The organism is Streptomyces sp. SID13726 (assembly GCF_010548375.1).
Lineage (GTDB): Bacteria > Actinomycetota > Actinomycetes > Streptomycetales > Streptomycetaceae > Streptomyces.
The window spans coordinates 1-17,149 of the sequence record NZ_JAAGLY010000038.1 but is presented as its reverse complement, the minus strand read 5'-3'; the positions used below and the strand labels follow the sequence as shown (position 1 = coordinate 17,149).

Below are 17,149 nucleotides of genomic sequence, written 5' to 3'. Positions count from 1 at the left end.
ACAGGTGTCACACGACCGGCAGGCGGAGCTCGAAAAGGGCCCCGCCTGCCGGCGCGTCACGCACCGTCAGCGTCCCCCCGTGCCGCACCGCGACATCCCGGGCGATGGCCAGACCGAGCCCCGCTCCCCCGTCGTCCCGGGCCCGCGCCTCGTCCAGCCGCACGAACCGCTCGAAGATCCGCTCCCGGTCCCCCGCGGGCACCCCGTCCCCGTCGTCGGCGACCTCCACCACGCCCCACGCCCCGTCCCGCCGCACGGTCACGGCGACCGCGGACCGGGCGTGCCGCTGCGCGTTGTCGAGCAGGTTGCCCAGCACCCGCTCCAACTGCCCCGGGGACCCGGCCACTTCCACCATCGCCGTCCCGACCGTGACCCCGTCCCGCCCCCGGCTCTCCCGAACGGCCAGCGCCCCCAGGTCGATCCGCCGGTCACCGGGCCCCTCCCCCGCGTCCAGCCGGGCCAGCAGCAGCAGATCCGCCGCGAGCCGCTGCAACCGCACCGTGTCCTCCACCGCCCCCTCCAGGTCCAGCAACTCCGGATGCGCGGCGGCGACCTCCAGCTGCGTCCGCAGCGAGGCGATGGGGCTGCGCAGCTCGTGGGAGGCGTCGGCGACGAACCTCCGCTGGCGCTCGACGGAGGTCTCCAGCGCGGCCAGCGTCTCGTTGGTGGTGCGGGCGAGCCGGGCGACCTCGTCGTGGGTGTCCGGCACCGGCACCCGGCGGGCGAGGTCCTCGGACGCGGTGATCGCGGCCATCTCGGCGCGGATGCCCTCGACCGGCCTGAGAGCCCGTCGGGTGACCAGCCAGGTCACCGCCGCGACGACACCGATCAGCAGCGGGAACCCGATCAGCATCACCGTCTGCGCGGTGCCCACGGCCCCCTGCTCGGCGTCCAGGGAGGCGCCCGCGTACACGGTCAGCGTGCCCTTGTCGGAGACCTCGACCTTCAGCGCGGCGAAACGGTAGTCCGCGGACTCGCCGTCGATCGTGGCGGAGCCGTCGGTGAGGGTGACGTCGTCGTCGATCTCGCCGGGTTCGAGGGACGAGTCGTCATCGTCGTCGTCCTCGGAGCCGGTCCCGCCCGCAGGCGCCTCCGGCTTCACCGCGCCGACGCCGGTGCCGCTGATCCGCTGGAGGTCCTCGCTGGCCGCGACCAGCCTGCCCCTCGCGTCGACGACCTGGACCGGCTCCTCGTCGTCGTCCAGCTTGAGTTCGCCGTACGGCGTCCCGGCGGCGAGGTTGGCGGCCACCTTGCGCGCGGTCCGCTCGGCCTGGGTGCCGGCCTGGTCGATGAGGTTGGAGCGCAGCGAGAGCAGTACGGCGGCCCCGGCGGCGAGCGGCGCGACGGCGACGACCAGCGTGGCGCCGAGCGTCGCCCGCGCCCTGACCGACCCGAACAGGCGGCTCATCTGCGGGCCTCCAGCCGGTACCCGGCGCCCCGGACCGTGCGGATCAGGCCCGCGTCCAGCTTCCGGCGCAGCGTGCTGACGTACACCTCGACGATGTTGGGGTCGCCGTCGTACGCGAAGTCCCAGACGTGCTCCAGGATCTGCGCCTTGGAGACGACCTCGCCGGCCCGCACCGCGAGCTGCTCCAGGACGGAGAACTCCTTGGCGGTGAGGGTGACCTCGGCGCCGTCGAGGAAGACCCGTCGGGCCGCGGTGTCGATGCGCAGCGGCCCGGTCTCCAGGACCGGCGAGGCCCCGGCGCCCTGGCCGCGGCGGCGCAGCAGGGCCTTGACGCGGGCGACGAGGACGACGTACGAGAAGGGCTTGGTCAGGTAGTCGTCGGCGCCGGTGTCCAGGCCCTCGGCCTCGTCGTACTCGCCGTCCTTGGCGGTGAGCATCAGGATCGGCACCTCGTGGCCCGCGGCGCGCAGGGCGGCGCAGATCCGGTAGCCGTTGAGGCCGGGCAGCATGATGTCGAGGATCACCAGGTCGTACGACCCCTCGCCGGCCCGGTGCAGTCCCTCCCGGCCGTCGTGGACGACGTCGACGGCATAGCCCTCGGCGGTGAGTCCCTTGGCAAGGGACACGGCGAGTCGTTTCTCGTCCTCGACGATCAGCAGGCGCATGTGTACAGCGTCGCAAAGCGAACCTGAAGACGCCTTCAGGGGCCTTCAGGTCCGCTTCAGCTGTCCTCCGGCAACTTGGTTCCCGTCGAAAGCGAACGAAGCAGACAGGCTCTGGAGGAATCCCCATGAAGCGCAACATCGTCATCGCCACCCTCACCGCCGCCGCGCTGGCCGCCGGGGGCACGGTCGCCGCCTTCGCGGCGGGGAACGACGACGCGACGGCGACGCAGCGCCAGGCGCACACCACCACCCAGGTGACCGCCGACCGCGACGACTCCGCGGACGACCGGGACGACGACTCGGACGACCGTACGGCGGTCTCCGGCACCGGCGTCACCGCCGCCGACGCCATCGCCGCCGCCCTGAAGCACACCCCGGGCACCGCCGTCTCCGCCGACCTGGACGACGACGGCGCCGACGTCTGGGAGGTGACCGTCGTCAAGGGCGACGGCACCGAGTACGACGTGCGGGTCGCCCCGGACTCCGGCAAGGTGCTCGGCGCCCAGCGTGACGCCGACGACGACAACGACGGCGACGACCGCGCCGAGCTGGCCGCGGTGAAGGGTGCGAAGACCGACGCCCGCGAGGCCGCGCTGGCCGCCGCCGCGAAGGGCACGGTGACCGAGGTCGGCCTCGACGACGACCGCGGCACGGTGGCCTGGTCCGTGGACACCGTGAAGGACGGCAAGCAGGGCGAGTGGAAGGTCGCCCTCGACTCGGGCAAGGTCACCCAGGACCGCGAGGACGACTGACCCGACCGTCACACCACAGCCACCTCCTCACGAAGGGCGCCCCTCCCCCGGGCGCCCTTCGTCATGCCCAGGACCGCCGTCACCACGACCACCGCGCCCGTCACCGCGAAGCACCCAGCCACCGGCAGCCGCCCCGCCAGGACCCCGGCCGCCGCCGTCCCGCCCGTACTGCCCGCGTTGACAGCCGTGTTGACCCACGCTCCGGCCCGGGTACGGGCCTCGGGAGCGACCGTCGCGTCGGCGATGAGATAGGCCGTGGTGACGGCGGGCGACACGAAGAACCCGGCGCCCGCCATGACCAGGGCGAGGGTGCCGAGGCCGGGCGCGAGTCCGGCGCCGACCAGGGCCGCGCCCAAGCAGGCCGTCAGCAGGGTCAGCCGGGTCCGCGCGGGGAGGCTCCAGTTCACCGACCCGTTGAGCAGCCCGCCGACCGCGCTCCCGGCGGACAGCGCGGCCAGCACCCAGGCCACGCTCGCGGCGCCGTGGTGGTGCCGCTCGGCGAACACCACGACGAGCAGGTCGAGCACGCCCAGCGCGAGGCCCACGGCCGCGGCGGCGCCCACGGGACGGGCGATCCGGCGCAGTACCCGCCGACCGCCGCTGTCCCGCCGTACGGAGGAAGGAGCGGCGGGAGGCACCGCCCGCACCGCAGGCGACCGTACGAATCCGGTCGTCCCCGCCACCATCAGGGCCGCTCCGACGACGATCCCGGCGGTCGGCGCTACGACCCCGACGAGGACGCCCACCAGCAGCGGGCCCGAGACGAAGAGCAGTTCCTCGGCCACTCCGTCGAGGCTGTACGCCCGTTGGAGCAGCGCCTTGTCGTCCTGGGCGAGGCGGGACCACACGGTCCGCATGGTCGGCCCGAGCGGCGGCACGCAGGCCCCCGCGAGGGCGGTGAGGATGCCGAGGAGGACGGGCGAGGCGCCGGGGCGCCACACGGCGGCGGTGAGCAGGGCGAGCAGCACGACGTACGCGGTGAGCAGGGGGACGAGCGCCCGGCGCGGCCCGTACCGGTCGATGAGGGCGGCCCTCGCGGGGGCCAGGAGGACAACGGTGGCGCCGAAGAGCGCCATCGCCGCGCCCGCCACGGCGTACGAGCCCGAGGCCCGGTTCACGGCGAGCATCACGGACAGCGGGACGACGCCGTAGGAGAGCCGCCCGAGCAGGGCGGTGGCGAAGGTGCGGCGGGCGTGCGGAATGCGCAGCACGAGCGCGTAGGACGCGGACATGGCGGGTTCCTCGAAGCAGGCGTGGGAGGGGACACCGAGGAGCCACGGGAGCGGTGTGCTCGGACCGTGGCTCGGGGGCGCCTGCTAGGCCAAGAGGAGGAACATGCGGATCAACGTACCAGCGGATCAGCCCTGGGTCAGGCCCTCCACCAGTTCGTCCGCGGCCCGGTAGGGGTCGAGTGCGCCGGCGACGATCCGCTCGGCGAGGGCGTCCAGGCGGCGGTCGCCCCGGAGGTCGCCGATGCGTTCGCGCAGGGCGGTGACGGCGATCGCCTCGACCTCGGTGGCGGCGCGGGCGCGGCGGCGCTCGGCGAGGACGCCGTGCTCCTCCATCCACGCGCGGTGCTTCTCCAGGGCCTCCACGACCTCGTCGACGCCCTCCGCGCGCGAGGCGACGGTCTTGACGATCGGCGGCCGCCAGTCGCCGGGTTTGCGGGACTCGCCGAGGCCCAGCATGTGGTTGAGCTCGCGGGCGGTGGAGTCGGCGCCGTCGCGGTCGGCCTTGTTGACGACGTAGACGTCGCCGATCTCCAGGATCCCGGCCTTGGCGGCCTGGATGCCGTCGCCCATGCCGGGGGCGAGCAGCACCATGGAGGTGTCCGCCTGGGCGGCGATCTCCACCTCGGACTGGCCCACCCCGACCGTCTCGACGAGGATCACCTCGCAGCCGGCCGCGTCCAGGACCCGGACGGCCTGCGGGGCGGACCGGGCGAGGCCGCCGAGGTGGCCGCGGGTCGCCATGGAGCGGATGTAGACGCCGGGGTCGGAGGCGTGGTCCGACATGCGCACCCGGTCGCCGAGCAGGGCTCCGCCCGAGAAGGGGGACGACGGGTCGACGGCGAGGACGCCGACGCGTCTGCCCTGCTTGCGGTACGCGGTGACCAGGGCGGAGGTGGACGTGGACTTGCCGACGCCGGGTGAGCCGGTCAGGCCCACCACATAGGCGTGGCCCGTCAGCGGGGCCAGCGCCGCCATGACCTCCCTGAGCTGCGGGGACGCCCCCTCCACCAGGGAGATCAGCCGGGCCACGGCTCGCGGCCGGCCTTCCCTGGCCTGGGCGACCAGGGTGGAGACGTCCTGCATCACAGCTCCGTTCACCAAGAGGGACTCAGGCCTTGGGTACCCGCACGACCAGTGCGTCACCCTGACCGCCGCCACCGCACAGGGCGGCCGCGCCGATCCCGCCGCCGCGCCGCTTCAGCTCCAGGGCGAGGTGCAGGACGAGCCGGGCGCCGGACATGCCGATGGGGTGGCCGAGGGCGATGGCGCCACCGTTCACGTTCACCTTTTCGGTGGACACGCCGAGGTCCTTCATCGACTGGACGGCTACGGCCGCGAACGCCTCGTTGATCTCGATGAGGTCGAGGTCGGAGACCTCCAGGCCCTCCTTCTTGAGGGCGTGCAGGATCGCGTTGGACGGCTGGGACTGGAGGCTGTTGTCCGGTCCGGCCACATTGCCGTGGGCGCCGATCTCGGCGATCCACGCGAGGCCCAGCTCCTGCGCCTTGGCCTTGCTCATCACGACCACGGCGGCGGCGCCGTCGGAGATCTGCGAGGCGGAGCCGGCGGTGATGGTGCCGTCCCTGGTGAAGGCCGGGCGGAGCTTGCCGAGGGACTCGGCGGTGGTGTCGCCGCGGATGCCCTCGTCCTTGCTGAAGAGGACCGGGTCGCCCTTGCGCTGCGGGATCTCGACCGGGGTGATCTCGGCCTCGAAGACGCCGTTCTTCTGGGCGGCGGCGGCCCGCTGGTGGGACAGGGCGGCGATCTCGTCCTGCTCGGGACGGAGGATGCCGAGGCGGCCGTTGTGCTTCTCCGTGGACTCGCCCATGGGGATGTTCTCGTAGGCGTCGGTGAGGCCGTCGTACGCCATGGCGTCGAGCATCTCGATCGCGCCGTACTTGAAGCCCTCGCGGGACTTCGGGAGCAGGTGTGGGGCGTTGGTCATGGACTCCTGGCCGCCCGCGACGACCACGTCGAACTCACCGGCGCGGATCAGCTGGTCGGCGAGCGCGATGGCGTCGAGGCCGGAGAGACAGACCTTGTTGATGGTGAGCGCCGGGACGTTCATCGGGATGCCGGCCTTGACGGCGGCCTGGCGGGCCGGGATCTGGCCCGCGCCGGCCTGGAGGACCTGGCCCATGATGACGTACTGCACCTGGTCGCCGCCGATCCCCGCACGGTCGAGGGCGGCCTTGATCGCGAAGCCGCCGAGGTCGGCTCCGGAGAAGGACTTCAGCGAGCCCAGCAGCCGTCCCATGGGCGTACGGGCGCCCGCGACGATCACCGAGGTCGTGCTGTTCGATCCAGACATGAGCTGCGATCCCCTTACCGGCTGCACTGCCGAGGAGTGAACGAGGGTTTACTTCAAATGTAGTGAGTGGCACTCCGTGCCGTCATCGGGCCGTCGGTGTGATCGCGCGCACGTTGCGTAACCACCGCGCGAGCGATGCACTAACAGCATGCTGACGCGAATCGACCACATCGGGATCGCCTGTTTCGACCTCGACAAGACTGTCGAGTTCTACCGTGCCACCTACGGCTTCGAGGTGTTCCACTCCGAGGTCAACGAGGAGCAGGGCGTGCGCGAGGCCATGCTCAAGATCAACGAGACCTCCGACGGCGGGGCCTCCTACCTGCAGCTCCTGGAGCCCACCCGCCCCGACTCGACCGTCGCCAAGTGGCTCGACAAGAACGGCGAGGGTGTCCACCACATCGCTTTCGGTACGGCGGATGTGGACGGGGAGGCGGCCGACATCAAGGAAAAGGGCGTACGCGTTCTGTACGAGGAGCCGCGACGCGGCTCCATGGGGTCACGGATCACCTTCCTGCACCCAAAGGATTGCCATGGCGTACTGACAGAACTGGTCACTTCGGCGCCTGTTGAGTCACCTGAGCACTGACCCTCGTACATATGGGCCGGTAGGGTTGGGGGCGGTCGCTCCCGGAACGGGGGTGATCGCTTTCCGGGGTCCGGGTTTCGGGGGACGAGCAGTGGGCGGCAGCCCATGCTCCGCCGTTGATCTGACACCATTCCCCGGGGGCCCCGTTCGGCGGATGGACAGGGCTCGTTCGGAAAGACTTGCGACCAGGGGACGGATGGGACCGCGCAGTGCGGGGCTACGAACGCCAGGAGCGAGAGCCGGCGGCTGACGTCGACCACCTCTCTCGGTTCGAGGCCGAGATGGACCGGCTGAAGACCGAGCGGGAAAAGGCGATCCAGCACGCCGAGGACCTCGGCTACCAGGTCGAGGTGCTGCGCGCCAAGTTGCACGAGGCGCGGCGCACCCTCATGTCCCGGCCGTCCTACGACGGCGGTGACATCGGCTACCAGGCCGAGCAGTTGCTGCGCAACGCCCAGGTCCAGGCCGACCAGTTGCGGCAGGACGCCGAGCGCGAGCTGAGCCAGGTCCGCGCTCAGACCCAGCGCATCCTCCAGGAGCACGCCGAGCAGGCCGCGCGCCTCCAGGCGGAGCTGCACCAGGAGGCGGTCACCCGCCGGCAGCAGCTCGACCAGGAGCTGGCCGAGCGCCGGCAGACCGTCGAGTCGCACGTCAACGAGAACGTGGCGTGGGCCGAGCAGCTGCGCGCCCGCAGCGAGTCGCAGGCCCGCCGGCTCCTGGAGGAGTCCCGCGCGGAGGCCGAGCAGGCCATGGCGGCCGCCCGTGCCGAGGCCGAGCGGGTCACCACCGAGGCCCGCCAGCGTCTGACGAGCGACGCCGAGACGGCCCGCGCGGAGGCCGAGCAACTGCTGCGCCGGGCCCGCACGGACGCCGAGCGGCTGATCGAGAGCGCCTCCACGCAGGCGCAGGAGGCCACCGACCACGCCGAGCAGCTGCGCACCTCCACGGCGACCGAGTCGGACTCCGCCCGCCGTCAGGCCACCGAGCTGAGCCGGGCCGCCGAGCAGCGCATCGCGGAGGCCGACGAGGCGCTGCGCAAGGCGCAGGCCGAGGCCGAGAAGCTGCTCACCGAGGCGAAGTCGTCCGCCGAGAAGACGCTCGCGAGCGCCGAGTCGGCCAACGAACAGCGCACCCGTACGGCCAAGGAGCAGGTCGCCCGGCTGGTCAGTGAGGCCAGCCAGGAGGCCGAGGCGACCAAGGAGTCCGCCGAGCAGATCGTCGCGGACGCCCGCGCCGAGGCCGAGAAGATCCTCGCCGAGGCCTCCGAGAAGGCCCGCACGCTCACCGCCGAGGAGAGCGCGACCCAGCTGTCGAAGGCGGCCAAGACCGCCGAGGACGTCCTCAACAAGGCGCAGGAGGACGCGCAGAACACCACCAAGGCCGCCGCCGAGGAGGCCGAGCGGATCCGCCGCGAGGCCGAGACCGAGGCGGACCGGCTGCGGGCCGAGGCGCACGACATCGCCGAGCAGCTCAAGGGCTCCGCGAAGGACGACACCAAGGAGTACCGGGCCAAGACGGTCGAGCTCCAGGAGGAGGCCCGCAGGCTGCGCGGCGAGGCCGAGCAGCTGCGCGCCGACGCGGTCGCCGAGGGCGAGAAGATCCGCGCGGAGGCCCGCAAGGAGGCCGTCCAGCAGATCGAGGAGGCCGCCAAGACCGCCGAGGAGCTGCTCTCCAAGGCCAAGGCGGACGCCGACGAGCTGCGCCAGAGCGCGACCACGGACAGCGAGAAGGTCCGCACCGAGGCCATCGAGCGCGCGACCACGCTGCGCCGGCAGGCCGAGGAGACCCTCCAGCGCACCCGTCAGGAGGCCGAGCGGCACCGCGAGGAGGTCGTCGAGCAGTCCGAGGGCATCAAGGCGGACGCCGAGCAGGCCGTCCGGGAGCTGCGCGAGGAGACCGAGCGGGCCATAGAGGTCCGGCGCGCCGAGGCCGCCGACGAGCTGACCCGGCTGCACACCGAGGCCGAGGAGCGCCTGACCGCCGCCGAGCAGTCGCTCACCGAGGCCCGTGAGGAGGCCTCGCGCATCCGCCGTGAGGCCGGCGAGGAGACCGAGCGGCTGCGCGGCGAGGCCGCCGAGCGGATCCGCACCCTCCAGCAGCAGGCCGAGGCCGAGGCCGACCGGCTGCGCGACGAGGCCGCGTCCGACGCGTCCGCGTCCCGGGCCGAGGGCGAGGCCGTCGCCGTACGGCTGCGGTCCGAGGCCGCCACCGAGGCGGAGCGGCTCAAGTCCGAGGCGCAGGACACCGCGGACCGGCTCCGGACGGAGGCGCGGGCCGCCGCCGAGCGGCTCGCCACCGAGGCGTCCGAGACGCTGGCCGCAGCCCAGGAGGAGGCCGACCGGCGCCGCCGCGAGGCCGAGGAGTACCTCGGCGCGGCCCGCCAGGAGGCCGACCAGGAGCGTGAGCGGGCCCGCGAGCAGAGCGAGGAGCTGCTGGCCTCCGCGCGCAACCGGGTCGAGGAGGCCCAGGCCGAGGCCGTACGGCTGGTCGAGGAGGCGGACCGGCGGGCCGGCGAGATGGTGTCGGCCGCCGAGCAGCACGCCCAGCAGGTGCGCGACTCGGTCGCCGGGCTGCACGAGCAGGCGCAGGAGGAGATCACCGGGCTGCGCTCCGCCGCCGAGCACGCGTCGGACCGTACCCGGCGCGAGGCGCAGGAGGAGGCCGACCGGGTCCGCGGGGACGCCTACTCCGAGCGGGAGCGGGCCAGCGAGGACGCGGCCCGGATCCGGCGCGAGGCGGCCGAGGAGACGGACGCCGCCAAGTCCCTCGCCGAGCGCACCGTCTCGGAGGCGATCGCGGAGGCGGAGCGGCTGCGCTCGGACTCCTCCGAGCACGCCCAGCGGGTGCGTACGGAGGCCTCGGACACCATCGCGCAGGCCGACCAGGACGCCTCCCGCACCCGGGCGGACGCCCGTGAGGACGCCAACCGCATCCGCTCGGACGCGGCGACCCAGGCCGACACCCTCATCACCGAGGCGCGCAACGAAGCCGAGCGGCTCACCACGGAGACCCTCACCGACACCGACCGGCTGCGCACCGAGACGGTCGCGGAGGCCGAGCGGGTGCGCGCCGAGTCGGTCGCCAAGGCGGAGCGGCTCATCGGGGAGGCCACCGGGGACGCGGAGCGGCTGCGTGCCGAGGCCGCGGACACCGTCGGGCAGGCCCAGCAGCACGCCGAGCGGATCCGGAGCGAGTCCCAGCGGGTCAAGGCGGACGCGGCGGCCGAGGCCGAGCAGCTGGTCAACTCCGCGCGCGCGGAGGCCGATCGGACCCTGGACGAGGCCCGCAAGGACGCCAACAAGCGGCGTTCCGAGGCGGCCGAGCAGGTCGACACGCTCATCACGGAGACCGCCGCCGAGGCGGACAAGCTCCTCACCGAGGCTCAGCAGCAGGCGCTCAAGACCACCGCGGACGCGGAGGGCCAGGCCGACACCATGGTGGGCGCGGCCCGCAAGGAGGCCGACCGGCTGGTGGCCGAGGCCACGGTCGAGGGCAACTCCACGGTGGAGAAGGCCCGTACGGACGCGGACGAACTGCTCGTCGGCGCCCGCCGGGACGCGACCGCCATAAGGGAGCGCGCGGAGGAGCTGCGCGACCGGATCACCGGCGAGATCGAGGCGCTGCACGAGCGGGCCCGGCGGGAGGCCGCGGAGACCATGAAGTCGACCGGCGACCGCTGCGACGCGCTCATCAAGGCGTCCGAGGAGCAGCTCGCGAAGGCGCAGGCGAAGGCCAAGGAGCTGGTCTCGGAGGCCAATTCGGAGGCCGGCAAGGTGCGCATCGCCGCGGTCAAGAAGGCCGAGGGGCTCCTCAAGGAGGCCGAGCAGAAGAAGGCCACGCTGGTCCGGGAGGCCGAGGAGCTGAAGGCCGAGGCGATCCGCGAGGCGAGGCGCACGGTCGAGGAGGGCAAGCGCGAGCTCGAAGTGCTCGTCCGCCGCCGCGAGGACATCAACACCGAGATCTCCCGTGTCCAGGACGTCCTGGAGGCGTTGGAGTCTTTTGAGGCTCCAACGGCGGGCAAGGACGGTGGCGTCAAGGCGGGCGCGGCGGTCGGCGCCCCTCGTTCGGGTAAGCCGTCGGACAGCTGACTGACAGGTTCGATCCGGTGCCGTCTGGGGCCTTTGACCAAGTTTTTGGCAAGCCGTCCAAGGGTTAGCCACTCAAAAGGGGTGTCATTCTCCAGATCAAACACGTATCCGCTCGATGACACACCGCTTCGGCCCCTAGGATTCCCTCTATCACCTCACCGGTCTCATTTGACAGGAACCCCATGAGCGACACTTCCCCCTACGGCTTCGAGCTTGTGCGGCGTGGGTACGACCGCGCTCAGGTGGACGAACGGATCTCCAAGCTCGTCTCCGACCGTGACAGCGCTCTCTCCCGCATCACCGCCCTGGAAAAGCGCATCGAGGAGCTCCACCTCGAGACGCAGAACGCCCAGGCCCAGGTAAGCGACGCCGAGCCGTCGTACGCCGGTCTCGGCGCGCGTGTCGAGAAGATCCTCCGCCTCGCCGAGGAGGAGGCCAAGGATCTGCGCGAGGAGGCCCGTCGCGCGGCCGAACAGCACCGCGAGCTGGCCGAGTCGGCGGCCCAGCAGGTCCGCAACGACGCAGAATCGTTCGCTGCGGAGCGCAAGGCCAAGGCCGAGGACGAAGGCGTCCGGATCGTCGAGAAGGCGAAGAGCGACGCCTCTCAGCTGCGTTCCGAGGCCCAGAAGGACGCGCAGTCCAAGCGCGAGGAGGCGGACGCCCTCTTCGAGGAGACCCGCGCCAAGGCCGCGCAGGCCGCCGCCGACTTCGAGACGAACCTCGCCAAGCGCCGGGAGCAGTCCGAGCGCGACCTGGCGTCCCGTCAGCAGAAGGCGGAGAAGCGCCTCGCGGAGATCGAGCACCGCGCGGAGCAGCTTCGCCTGGAGGCCGAGAAGCTGCGCACCGACGCGGAGCGCCGTGCGCGTCAGACCGTCGAGACGGCTCAGCGTCAGGCCGAGGACATCGTGGCGGACGCCAACGCCAAGGCGGACCGGATCCGTTCGGAATCCGAGCGCGAGCTGGCGGCCCTGACGAACCGTCGCGACAGCATCAACGCTCAGCTGACGAACGTCCGCGAGATGCTGGCGACGCTCACCGGTGCGGCCGTAGCCGCGGCCGGCTCCCCCATCGAGGACGAGCCGGTCTCTCGCGGGGTTCCGGCCCAGCAGTCCCGGTAACACCGCCTGAAGGCAGCACGAGGGCCCGTACCGTCTCCCCCGGAGGTACGGGCCTTCGCCGTTCGCCGGGCGCGGTCAGCCCCTGCTGACAAGGGGCAGGAACACCTCGTCCACGATCTCTTCCAGCACCCCCTCGGAGAGCGGCTCCCGGCTCAGCAGGACCTCCTGCCGCAGCAGATCCGTCGGCACCGTCAGCACCCGCCGGGGCAGGTCCGCGGTCGGGATCTCCCCCCGCTCGGCGGCCCGTTCGACCACGGTCCGCAGCACTCCGCGCATGATCCCGAAGAACGCCGGATCGACGTCCCGCGCCTCGGCCAGCAGCCCGTGCAGGGTGTCCGGGCCGATCTGGCGCTGGCGTTCCGCGCCCGCCCGGAGCACCTCCAGCACGTCCTCCCGCAGTGACCCCGTGTCCGGCACCCGGTCGGCGATGGACCCCGTGCGGTGCCGCATGGCGGCGATGACCAGTTCCGCCCGGTTGCCCCAGCGCCGGTACAGGACCTGTTTCCCGGTCCGGGCCCGTGCGGCGACCCCCTCCATGGTCAGCCGGGCGTAGCCGACCGCCTCCAGCTCGGCCCAGGCCGCGTCGAGCAGGTCGGCCTCCAGAGCGGCACCGCGCCGCCGTGCGGTCATCCGTACACCTCCCTTTAAGAGACCTTGCGTCTCTTACGAGGGTGAGCCTATCGTTTACTTAAGAGACGTTGCGTCTCCAAAGGGAGTGTCATGACCACCCGTCTCGACCCCGCCGTACTCAAACTCGCCGGCATCCTCGTCCTCGGAGCGGTGACGCCCCTCCTGGACAGCACGATCGTCTCCATAGCCCTCCACACCCTCGGCACCGACCTCGACACGTCCACGACTGCTGTGCAGTGGGTGAGCACGGCGTATCTGCTCGCCCTCGCGACCGTCGTCCCGGTCTCCGCGTGGGCCGTCGAACGCCACGGCGCCCGCCGTGTGTGGCTCGGCTCGCTCGCTCTCTTCCTCGTCGGGTCGATGCTGTGCGGGCTCGCCTGGAACATCGGCTCGCTGGTGGCCTTCCGGGTCGTCCAGGGAGTCGGCGGCGGTCTGCTGCTGCCCGTCCTCCAGACCCTCGTGATGCGGGCCGCGGGCGGCCGCGACCTCGGCCGGCTGATGGCGGTGATCACCCTGCCCGCACTCCTCGGACCGATCCTCGGCCCCGTCCTCGGCGGTCTGATCGTCGGTCACCTCAGCTGGCGCTGGATCTTCTACGTCAACCTGCCGCTCGGCCTGCTCGCCCCCGCCCTGGCCCACCGGGGCGTCCCGAAGGACACGCCCCGCCCCGGCCACCGCCTCGACGTGACCGGGCTGCTGCTCCTCTCCCCCGGCCTGGCCGCGCTGATCTACGGCCTCACGGAGACCGGCGCCGCCAGGGCCGGGGCGCTCGCCGTGGGCGCCGTACTCGTCGCCGCGTTCGCCGCGCACGCCCTGCGCTCCCCGCGGCCCCTCGTCGAACTGCGGCTGTTCCGCGACCGCGCCTTCGCCGTCTCCTCGGCGCTGATGTTCCTGAACGGACTCGCGCTGTACGGCGGGATGTTCCTGCTGCCCCTCTACTACCAGCAGGCGCGCGGCGAGAGCGTGGTCGCCGCCGGACTGCTGCTCGCGCCGCAGGGCCTCGGCAGTCTGCTGGCCCGGGTGACGGGTTCGCTCACCGACCGGGTCGGCCCCCGCCCGGTCGCCCTCGGTGGCCTGCTGCTGGCGGCGCTCGGCACCCTCCCCTTCGCCCTCTCGCACCCCTCGGCCGCGCTGCTGCCCGTCGCCCTCGTCGTGCGGGGGCTCGGCATGAGCGCCGCCAACCTCGCCGTCAACGTGGGCGCCTACCAGGACCTCGACCACGCGCGTGTGCCGCACGCCAGCGCCGCCGTCCGGATCGTGCAGCAGCTCGGTGGTTCCTTCGGCACCGCGGTGCTGGCCGCCGTACTCACCCACGGCGGGTTCCCGTACGCGTTCGCATGGTCCACGGCTTTCACGTTTCTTGCCGCTCTCGTCGGTCTCCGTTTGCCCATACGAGTGGCATCCGCCGAGGCACACCCCTAGCGTGGTCGGCATGATCGAGCTGGAGGGGCTGACCAAGCGGTACGGCGAGAAAGTGGCGGTCAACAACCTGACCTTCGCCGTCAGACCGGGCATCGTCACGGGCTTCCTCGGGCCCAACGGCGCCGGCAAGTCGACGACCATGCGCATGATGCTGGGCCTGGACCGGCCCACCGCCGGGGACGTGCGCATCGACGGCAAGCACTACGACCAGCTCAAGGACCCGCTGACGTACATCGGGGCCCTGCTGGACGCCAAGGCCATGCACGGCGGGCGCAGCGCCTTCAACCACCTGCTGTGTCTCGCGCAGAGCAACGGCATCCCGCGCAAGCGGGTCGACGAAGTGCTGGACACCGTCGGTCTGACCGCCGTGGCGAAGAAGAAGGCCAAGGGGTTCTCGCTCGGCATGGGCCAGCGGCTCGGCATCGCGGGCGCGCTGCTCGGCGATCCGCGCATCCTGATGTTCGACGAGCCGGTCAACGGACTGGACCCCGAGGGCATCCACTGGATCCGCAATCTGATGAAGTCGCTGGCCTCGCAGGGCCGTACGGTCTTCGTCTCCTCCCACCTGATGAGCGAGATGGCGCTGACCGCCGACCACCTCGTCGTCATCGGCCAGGGGCGGCTGCTCGCCGACACCTCCATGGCGGACTTCATCGCGCAGAACTCGCGGTCGTACGTGCGCATCCGCACCCCGCAGCGCGAGCGGCTGCTCGACGTCCTGCACTCGGCCGGGGTCACCGTCGTGGAGACGGGCAACGGCTCGCTGGAGGTCGACGGCAGCAAGTCGGAGCACATCGGTGAGCTGGCCGCGCAGCACCAGATCGTGCTGCACGAGCTGAGCCCCCAACAGGCCTCCCTGGAGGAGGCGTTCATGCAGCTCACCGCGGAGTCGGTCGAGTACCACGCCCACAGCGACACACCCGTCGACGCACCGCTGCCGCCCCAGCAGCAGTGGGGCGACGGCTGGAAGGGGAACTGACCATGGCGGCGACCCAGGTCATCCGCTCCGAGTGGACCAAGATCCGCTCGGTGGCCTCCACGGTGTGGACGCTCTCCCTCGCCGTGGTCGTCACCATCGGGCTCGGCATCCTGATCTCGGCCCTGTCGAAGAACGAGTTCGACAACATGAGCCGCAAGGACCAGCTCTCCTTCGACCCCACCTTCATCAGCTTCGCCGGGATGAGCCTCGGCCAGCTCGCGATGATCGTGTTCGGGGTGCTGGTGGTGTCGAACGAATACAGCACCGGCATGATCCGCACCTCGCTGGCCGCCGTGCCGCGGCGCGGTGCCTTCCTGGCCGGGAAGATCACGGTGGCGACCGGACTCTGCCTCGTCGTGGGCCTGGTCACCAGCTTCGTCACCTTCTTCCTCGGGCAGGCGATGCTCGGCTCGCACAAGGCGGAGATCGGCGACCCGGGCGTGCTGCGCGCGGTGATCGGCGGCGGCCTCTACATGACCCTCATCGCGATGTTCTCGATGGGCGTCGCCGCGATGCTGCGCTCTCCGATGCTGTCGCTGGGCATCCTGATGCCGTTCTTCTTCCTGATCTCCAACATCCTCGGCAATGTCTCGGCCACCAAGAAGATCGGCCGGTTCCTGCCCGACCAGGCCGGAAGCAAGATCATGCAGGTGGTCACCCCGATCGACGACGACACCCCCTACGGCCCCTGGGGCGGGCTCGGGATCATGGCGCTGTGGGTGGCGGCCGCGCTCATCGGCGGCTACGTCCTGTTGAAGAAGCGGGACGCGTGACGCGAAGAGCCTTTGCTTTCATTTGAGCGGAACCGTCAGCGCCCCGATAAGCTCCTAACCCTTACGGGGGGCGTGTGCCCCGCTGTCCTGAACCTTGCGATGGGTGCGGAGCATGATCGAGGCAGTCGGCCTGACCAAGCGCTACGGCGACAAGACCGCTGTGTACAACCTTTCCTTCCAGGTGCGTCCCGGTGCCGTCACCGGCTTCCTGGGCCCCAACGGCTCGGGCAAGTCGACGACCATGCGGATGATCCTGGGGCTGGACAATCCCACGTCCGGGCAGGTCACGATCGGCGGCTACCCCTATCGCAGGCTGCCCAACGCGGCCCGGCAGGTCGGTGCGCTGCTCGACGCGAAGGCCGTGCACGGCGGCCGGGCGGCCCGTAACCACCTGCTGTGCCTGGCCCAGCTGTCCGGCATCCCGGCCCGCCGGGTGGACGAGGTGCTCGGGGTCGTCGGCCTCCAGGACGTGGCCACAAAGCGCTCCAAGGGCTTCTCGCTGGGCATGGGCCAGCGGCTCGGCATCGCGGCCGCGCTGCTCGGCGACCCGCAGGTGCTGCTCTTCGACGAGCCGGTCAACGGACTGGACCCCGAGGGCATCCTGTGGGTGCGCAACCTGATGAAGGCGCTGGCGGCCGAGGGCCGTACGGTCTTCGTCTCCTCCCATCTGATGAGCGAGATGGCGCTGACCGCGGACCACCTCATCGTGATCGGGCGCGGGCAGCTGCTGGCCGACATGGGGGTGCGGGACTTCATCGCCGCGAACTCCGCCGGCTTCGCACGGGTGCGTACGCCGGACACCGAGCCGCAGCTCCGCGAGAAGCTGTCGGCCGCGATCACCGAGGCGGGCGGGCACGTCCTGCCGGAGCAGGACGGCGCGCTGCGGGTCACGGGGCTGCCGCTCCCCCGCATCAGCGACATCGCCCACGACACGGACGTACGCCTGTGGGAGCTGTCGCCGCACCAGGCCTCCCTGGAGGAGGCGTACATGCGGATGACGCAGGGCGCCGTGGACTACCGCTCCACGATCGACCAGAAGCAGGGCCTCATGCAGCCCCTGCCGCCGGGCGCCCCGGCCCCCATGCCGGTCCCCGGCCAGGGCCAGCCCGACTGGTACGCCCCGCCGCCCCCGCAGCAGGGCGGCCAGCCCTTCGCGGGCGCACCGGGCGGACCGGCGCCCTA

The 17,149-nt window shown here is 72.0% G+C and carries 14 protein-coding genes; 8 read left to right on the top strand and 6 right to left on the bottom strand.

Annotated features, from left to right (window positions below):
• Positions 1-7: 7 nt before the first annotated feature.
• Positions 8-1,408, bottom strand: a complete 1,401-nt coding sequence (locus tag G3I78_RS44475) for a HAMP domain-containing sensor histidine kinase (protein WP_164435776.1) — start codon at positions 1,406-1,408, stop codon at positions 8-10.
• On the bottom strand, positions 1,405-2,073 hold the full coding sequence (locus G3I78_RS44470) for a response regulator transcription factor (protein WP_164435774.1): 669 nt from the start codon (positions 2,071-2,073) through the stop codon (positions 1,405-1,407). Before G3I78_RS44470 ends, G3I78_RS44475 begins: the two co-directional genes overlap by 4 nt.
• 125 nt (positions 2,074-2,198) lie before the next feature.
• Here G3I78_RS44470 and G3I78_RS44465 point away from each other — a divergent pair, with 125 nt between their 5' ends.
• Entirely contained in the window at positions 2,199-2,825 is a 627-nt protein-coding gene (locus G3I78_RS44465; RefSeq protein WP_164435772.1) for a PepSY domain-containing protein, read from the top strand.
• Between the two features lie 8 nt (positions 2,826-2,833).
• Here the strand turns inward: G3I78_RS44465 and G3I78_RS44460 are convergent, their stop codons facing one another.
• From G3I78_RS44460 to G3I78_RS44450, 3 genes are all read right to left on the bottom strand, one after another.
• A complete protein-coding gene (locus G3I78_RS44460) occupies positions 2,834-4,057 on the bottom strand; it encodes an MFS transporter (protein ID WP_164435770.1) in 1,224 nt (407 codons plus the stop codon).
• A 126-nt stretch (positions 4,058-4,183) separates the two neighbouring features.
• On the bottom strand, positions 4,184-5,140 hold the full coding sequence (gene meaB, locus G3I78_RS44455; protein WP_164435768.1) for a methylmalonyl Co-A mutase-associated GTPase MeaB: 957 nt from the start codon (positions 5,138-5,140) through the stop codon (positions 4,184-4,186).
• Between the two features lie 25 nt (positions 5,141-5,165).
• Positions 5,166-6,368: an acetyl-CoA C-acetyltransferase gene (locus tag G3I78_RS44450; RefSeq protein ID WP_164435766.1), complete on the bottom strand. Its 1,203-nt coding sequence runs from the start codon at positions 6,366-6,368 to the stop codon at positions 5,166-5,168.
• 148 nt (positions 6,369-6,516) lie between these two features.
• Between G3I78_RS44450 and mce the strand changes: the two genes are divergently transcribed.
• The 3 genes from mce to G3I78_RS44435 all read left to right on the top strand — a co-directional run bounded on the left by mce (position 6,517) and on the right by G3I78_RS44435 (position 12,163).
• Complete coding sequence (gene mce, locus G3I78_RS44445; protein WP_164435764.1) at positions 6,517-6,957, top strand: methylmalonyl-CoA epimerase; 441 nt, start codon at positions 6,517-6,519, stop codon at positions 6,955-6,957.
• Positions 6,958-7,166: 209 nt separating this feature from the next.
• Positions 7,167-11,045: a polarized growth protein Scy gene (gene scy / locus G3I78_RS44440; RefSeq protein WP_164435763.1), complete on the top strand. Its 3,879-nt coding sequence runs from the start codon at positions 7,167-7,169 to the stop codon at positions 11,043-11,045.
• Positions 11,046-11,227: 182 nt separating this feature from the next.
• Complete coding sequence (locus G3I78_RS44435; RefSeq protein WP_164435761.1) at positions 11,228-12,163, top strand: cellulose-binding protein; 936 nt, start codon at positions 11,228-11,230, stop codon at positions 12,161-12,163.
• Positions 12,164-12,238: 75 nt separating this feature from the next.
• Here the strand turns inward: G3I78_RS44435 and G3I78_RS44430 are convergent, their stop codons facing one another.
• Positions 12,239-12,793, bottom strand: coding sequence for a TetR/AcrR family transcriptional regulator (locus G3I78_RS44430; protein WP_164435759.1), 555 nt, complete (start codon positions 12,791-12,793; stop codon positions 12,239-12,241).
• Positions 12,794-12,883: 90 nt separating this feature from the next.
• Here G3I78_RS44430 and G3I78_RS44425 point away from each other — a divergent pair, with 90 nt between their 5' ends.
• From G3I78_RS44425 to G3I78_RS44410, 4 genes are all read left to right on the top strand, one after another.
• Positions 12,884-14,215 (top strand): MDR family MFS transporter, encoded by a 1,332-nt coding sequence (locus tag G3I78_RS44425; protein ID WP_164435758.1) that lies wholly within the window; start codon positions 12,884-12,886, stop codon positions 14,213-14,215.
• 10 nt (positions 14,216-14,225) lie between these two features.
• A complete protein-coding gene (locus G3I78_RS44420) occupies positions 14,226-15,194 on the top strand; it encodes an ABC transporter ATP-binding protein (RefSeq protein WP_164435757.1) in 969 nt (322 codons plus the stop codon).
• Between the two features lie 2 nt (positions 15,195-15,196).
• A complete protein-coding gene (locus tag G3I78_RS44415; RefSeq protein WP_203616384.1) occupies positions 15,197-15,967 on the top strand; it encodes an ABC transporter permease in 771 nt (256 codons plus the stop codon).
• A gap of 112 nt (positions 15,968-16,079) precedes the next feature.
• Positions 16,080-17,149 (top strand): ABC transporter ATP-binding protein (locus tag G3I78_RS44410; protein WP_164435756.1); only part of this gene is annotated, 1,070 nt, incomplete at its 3' end.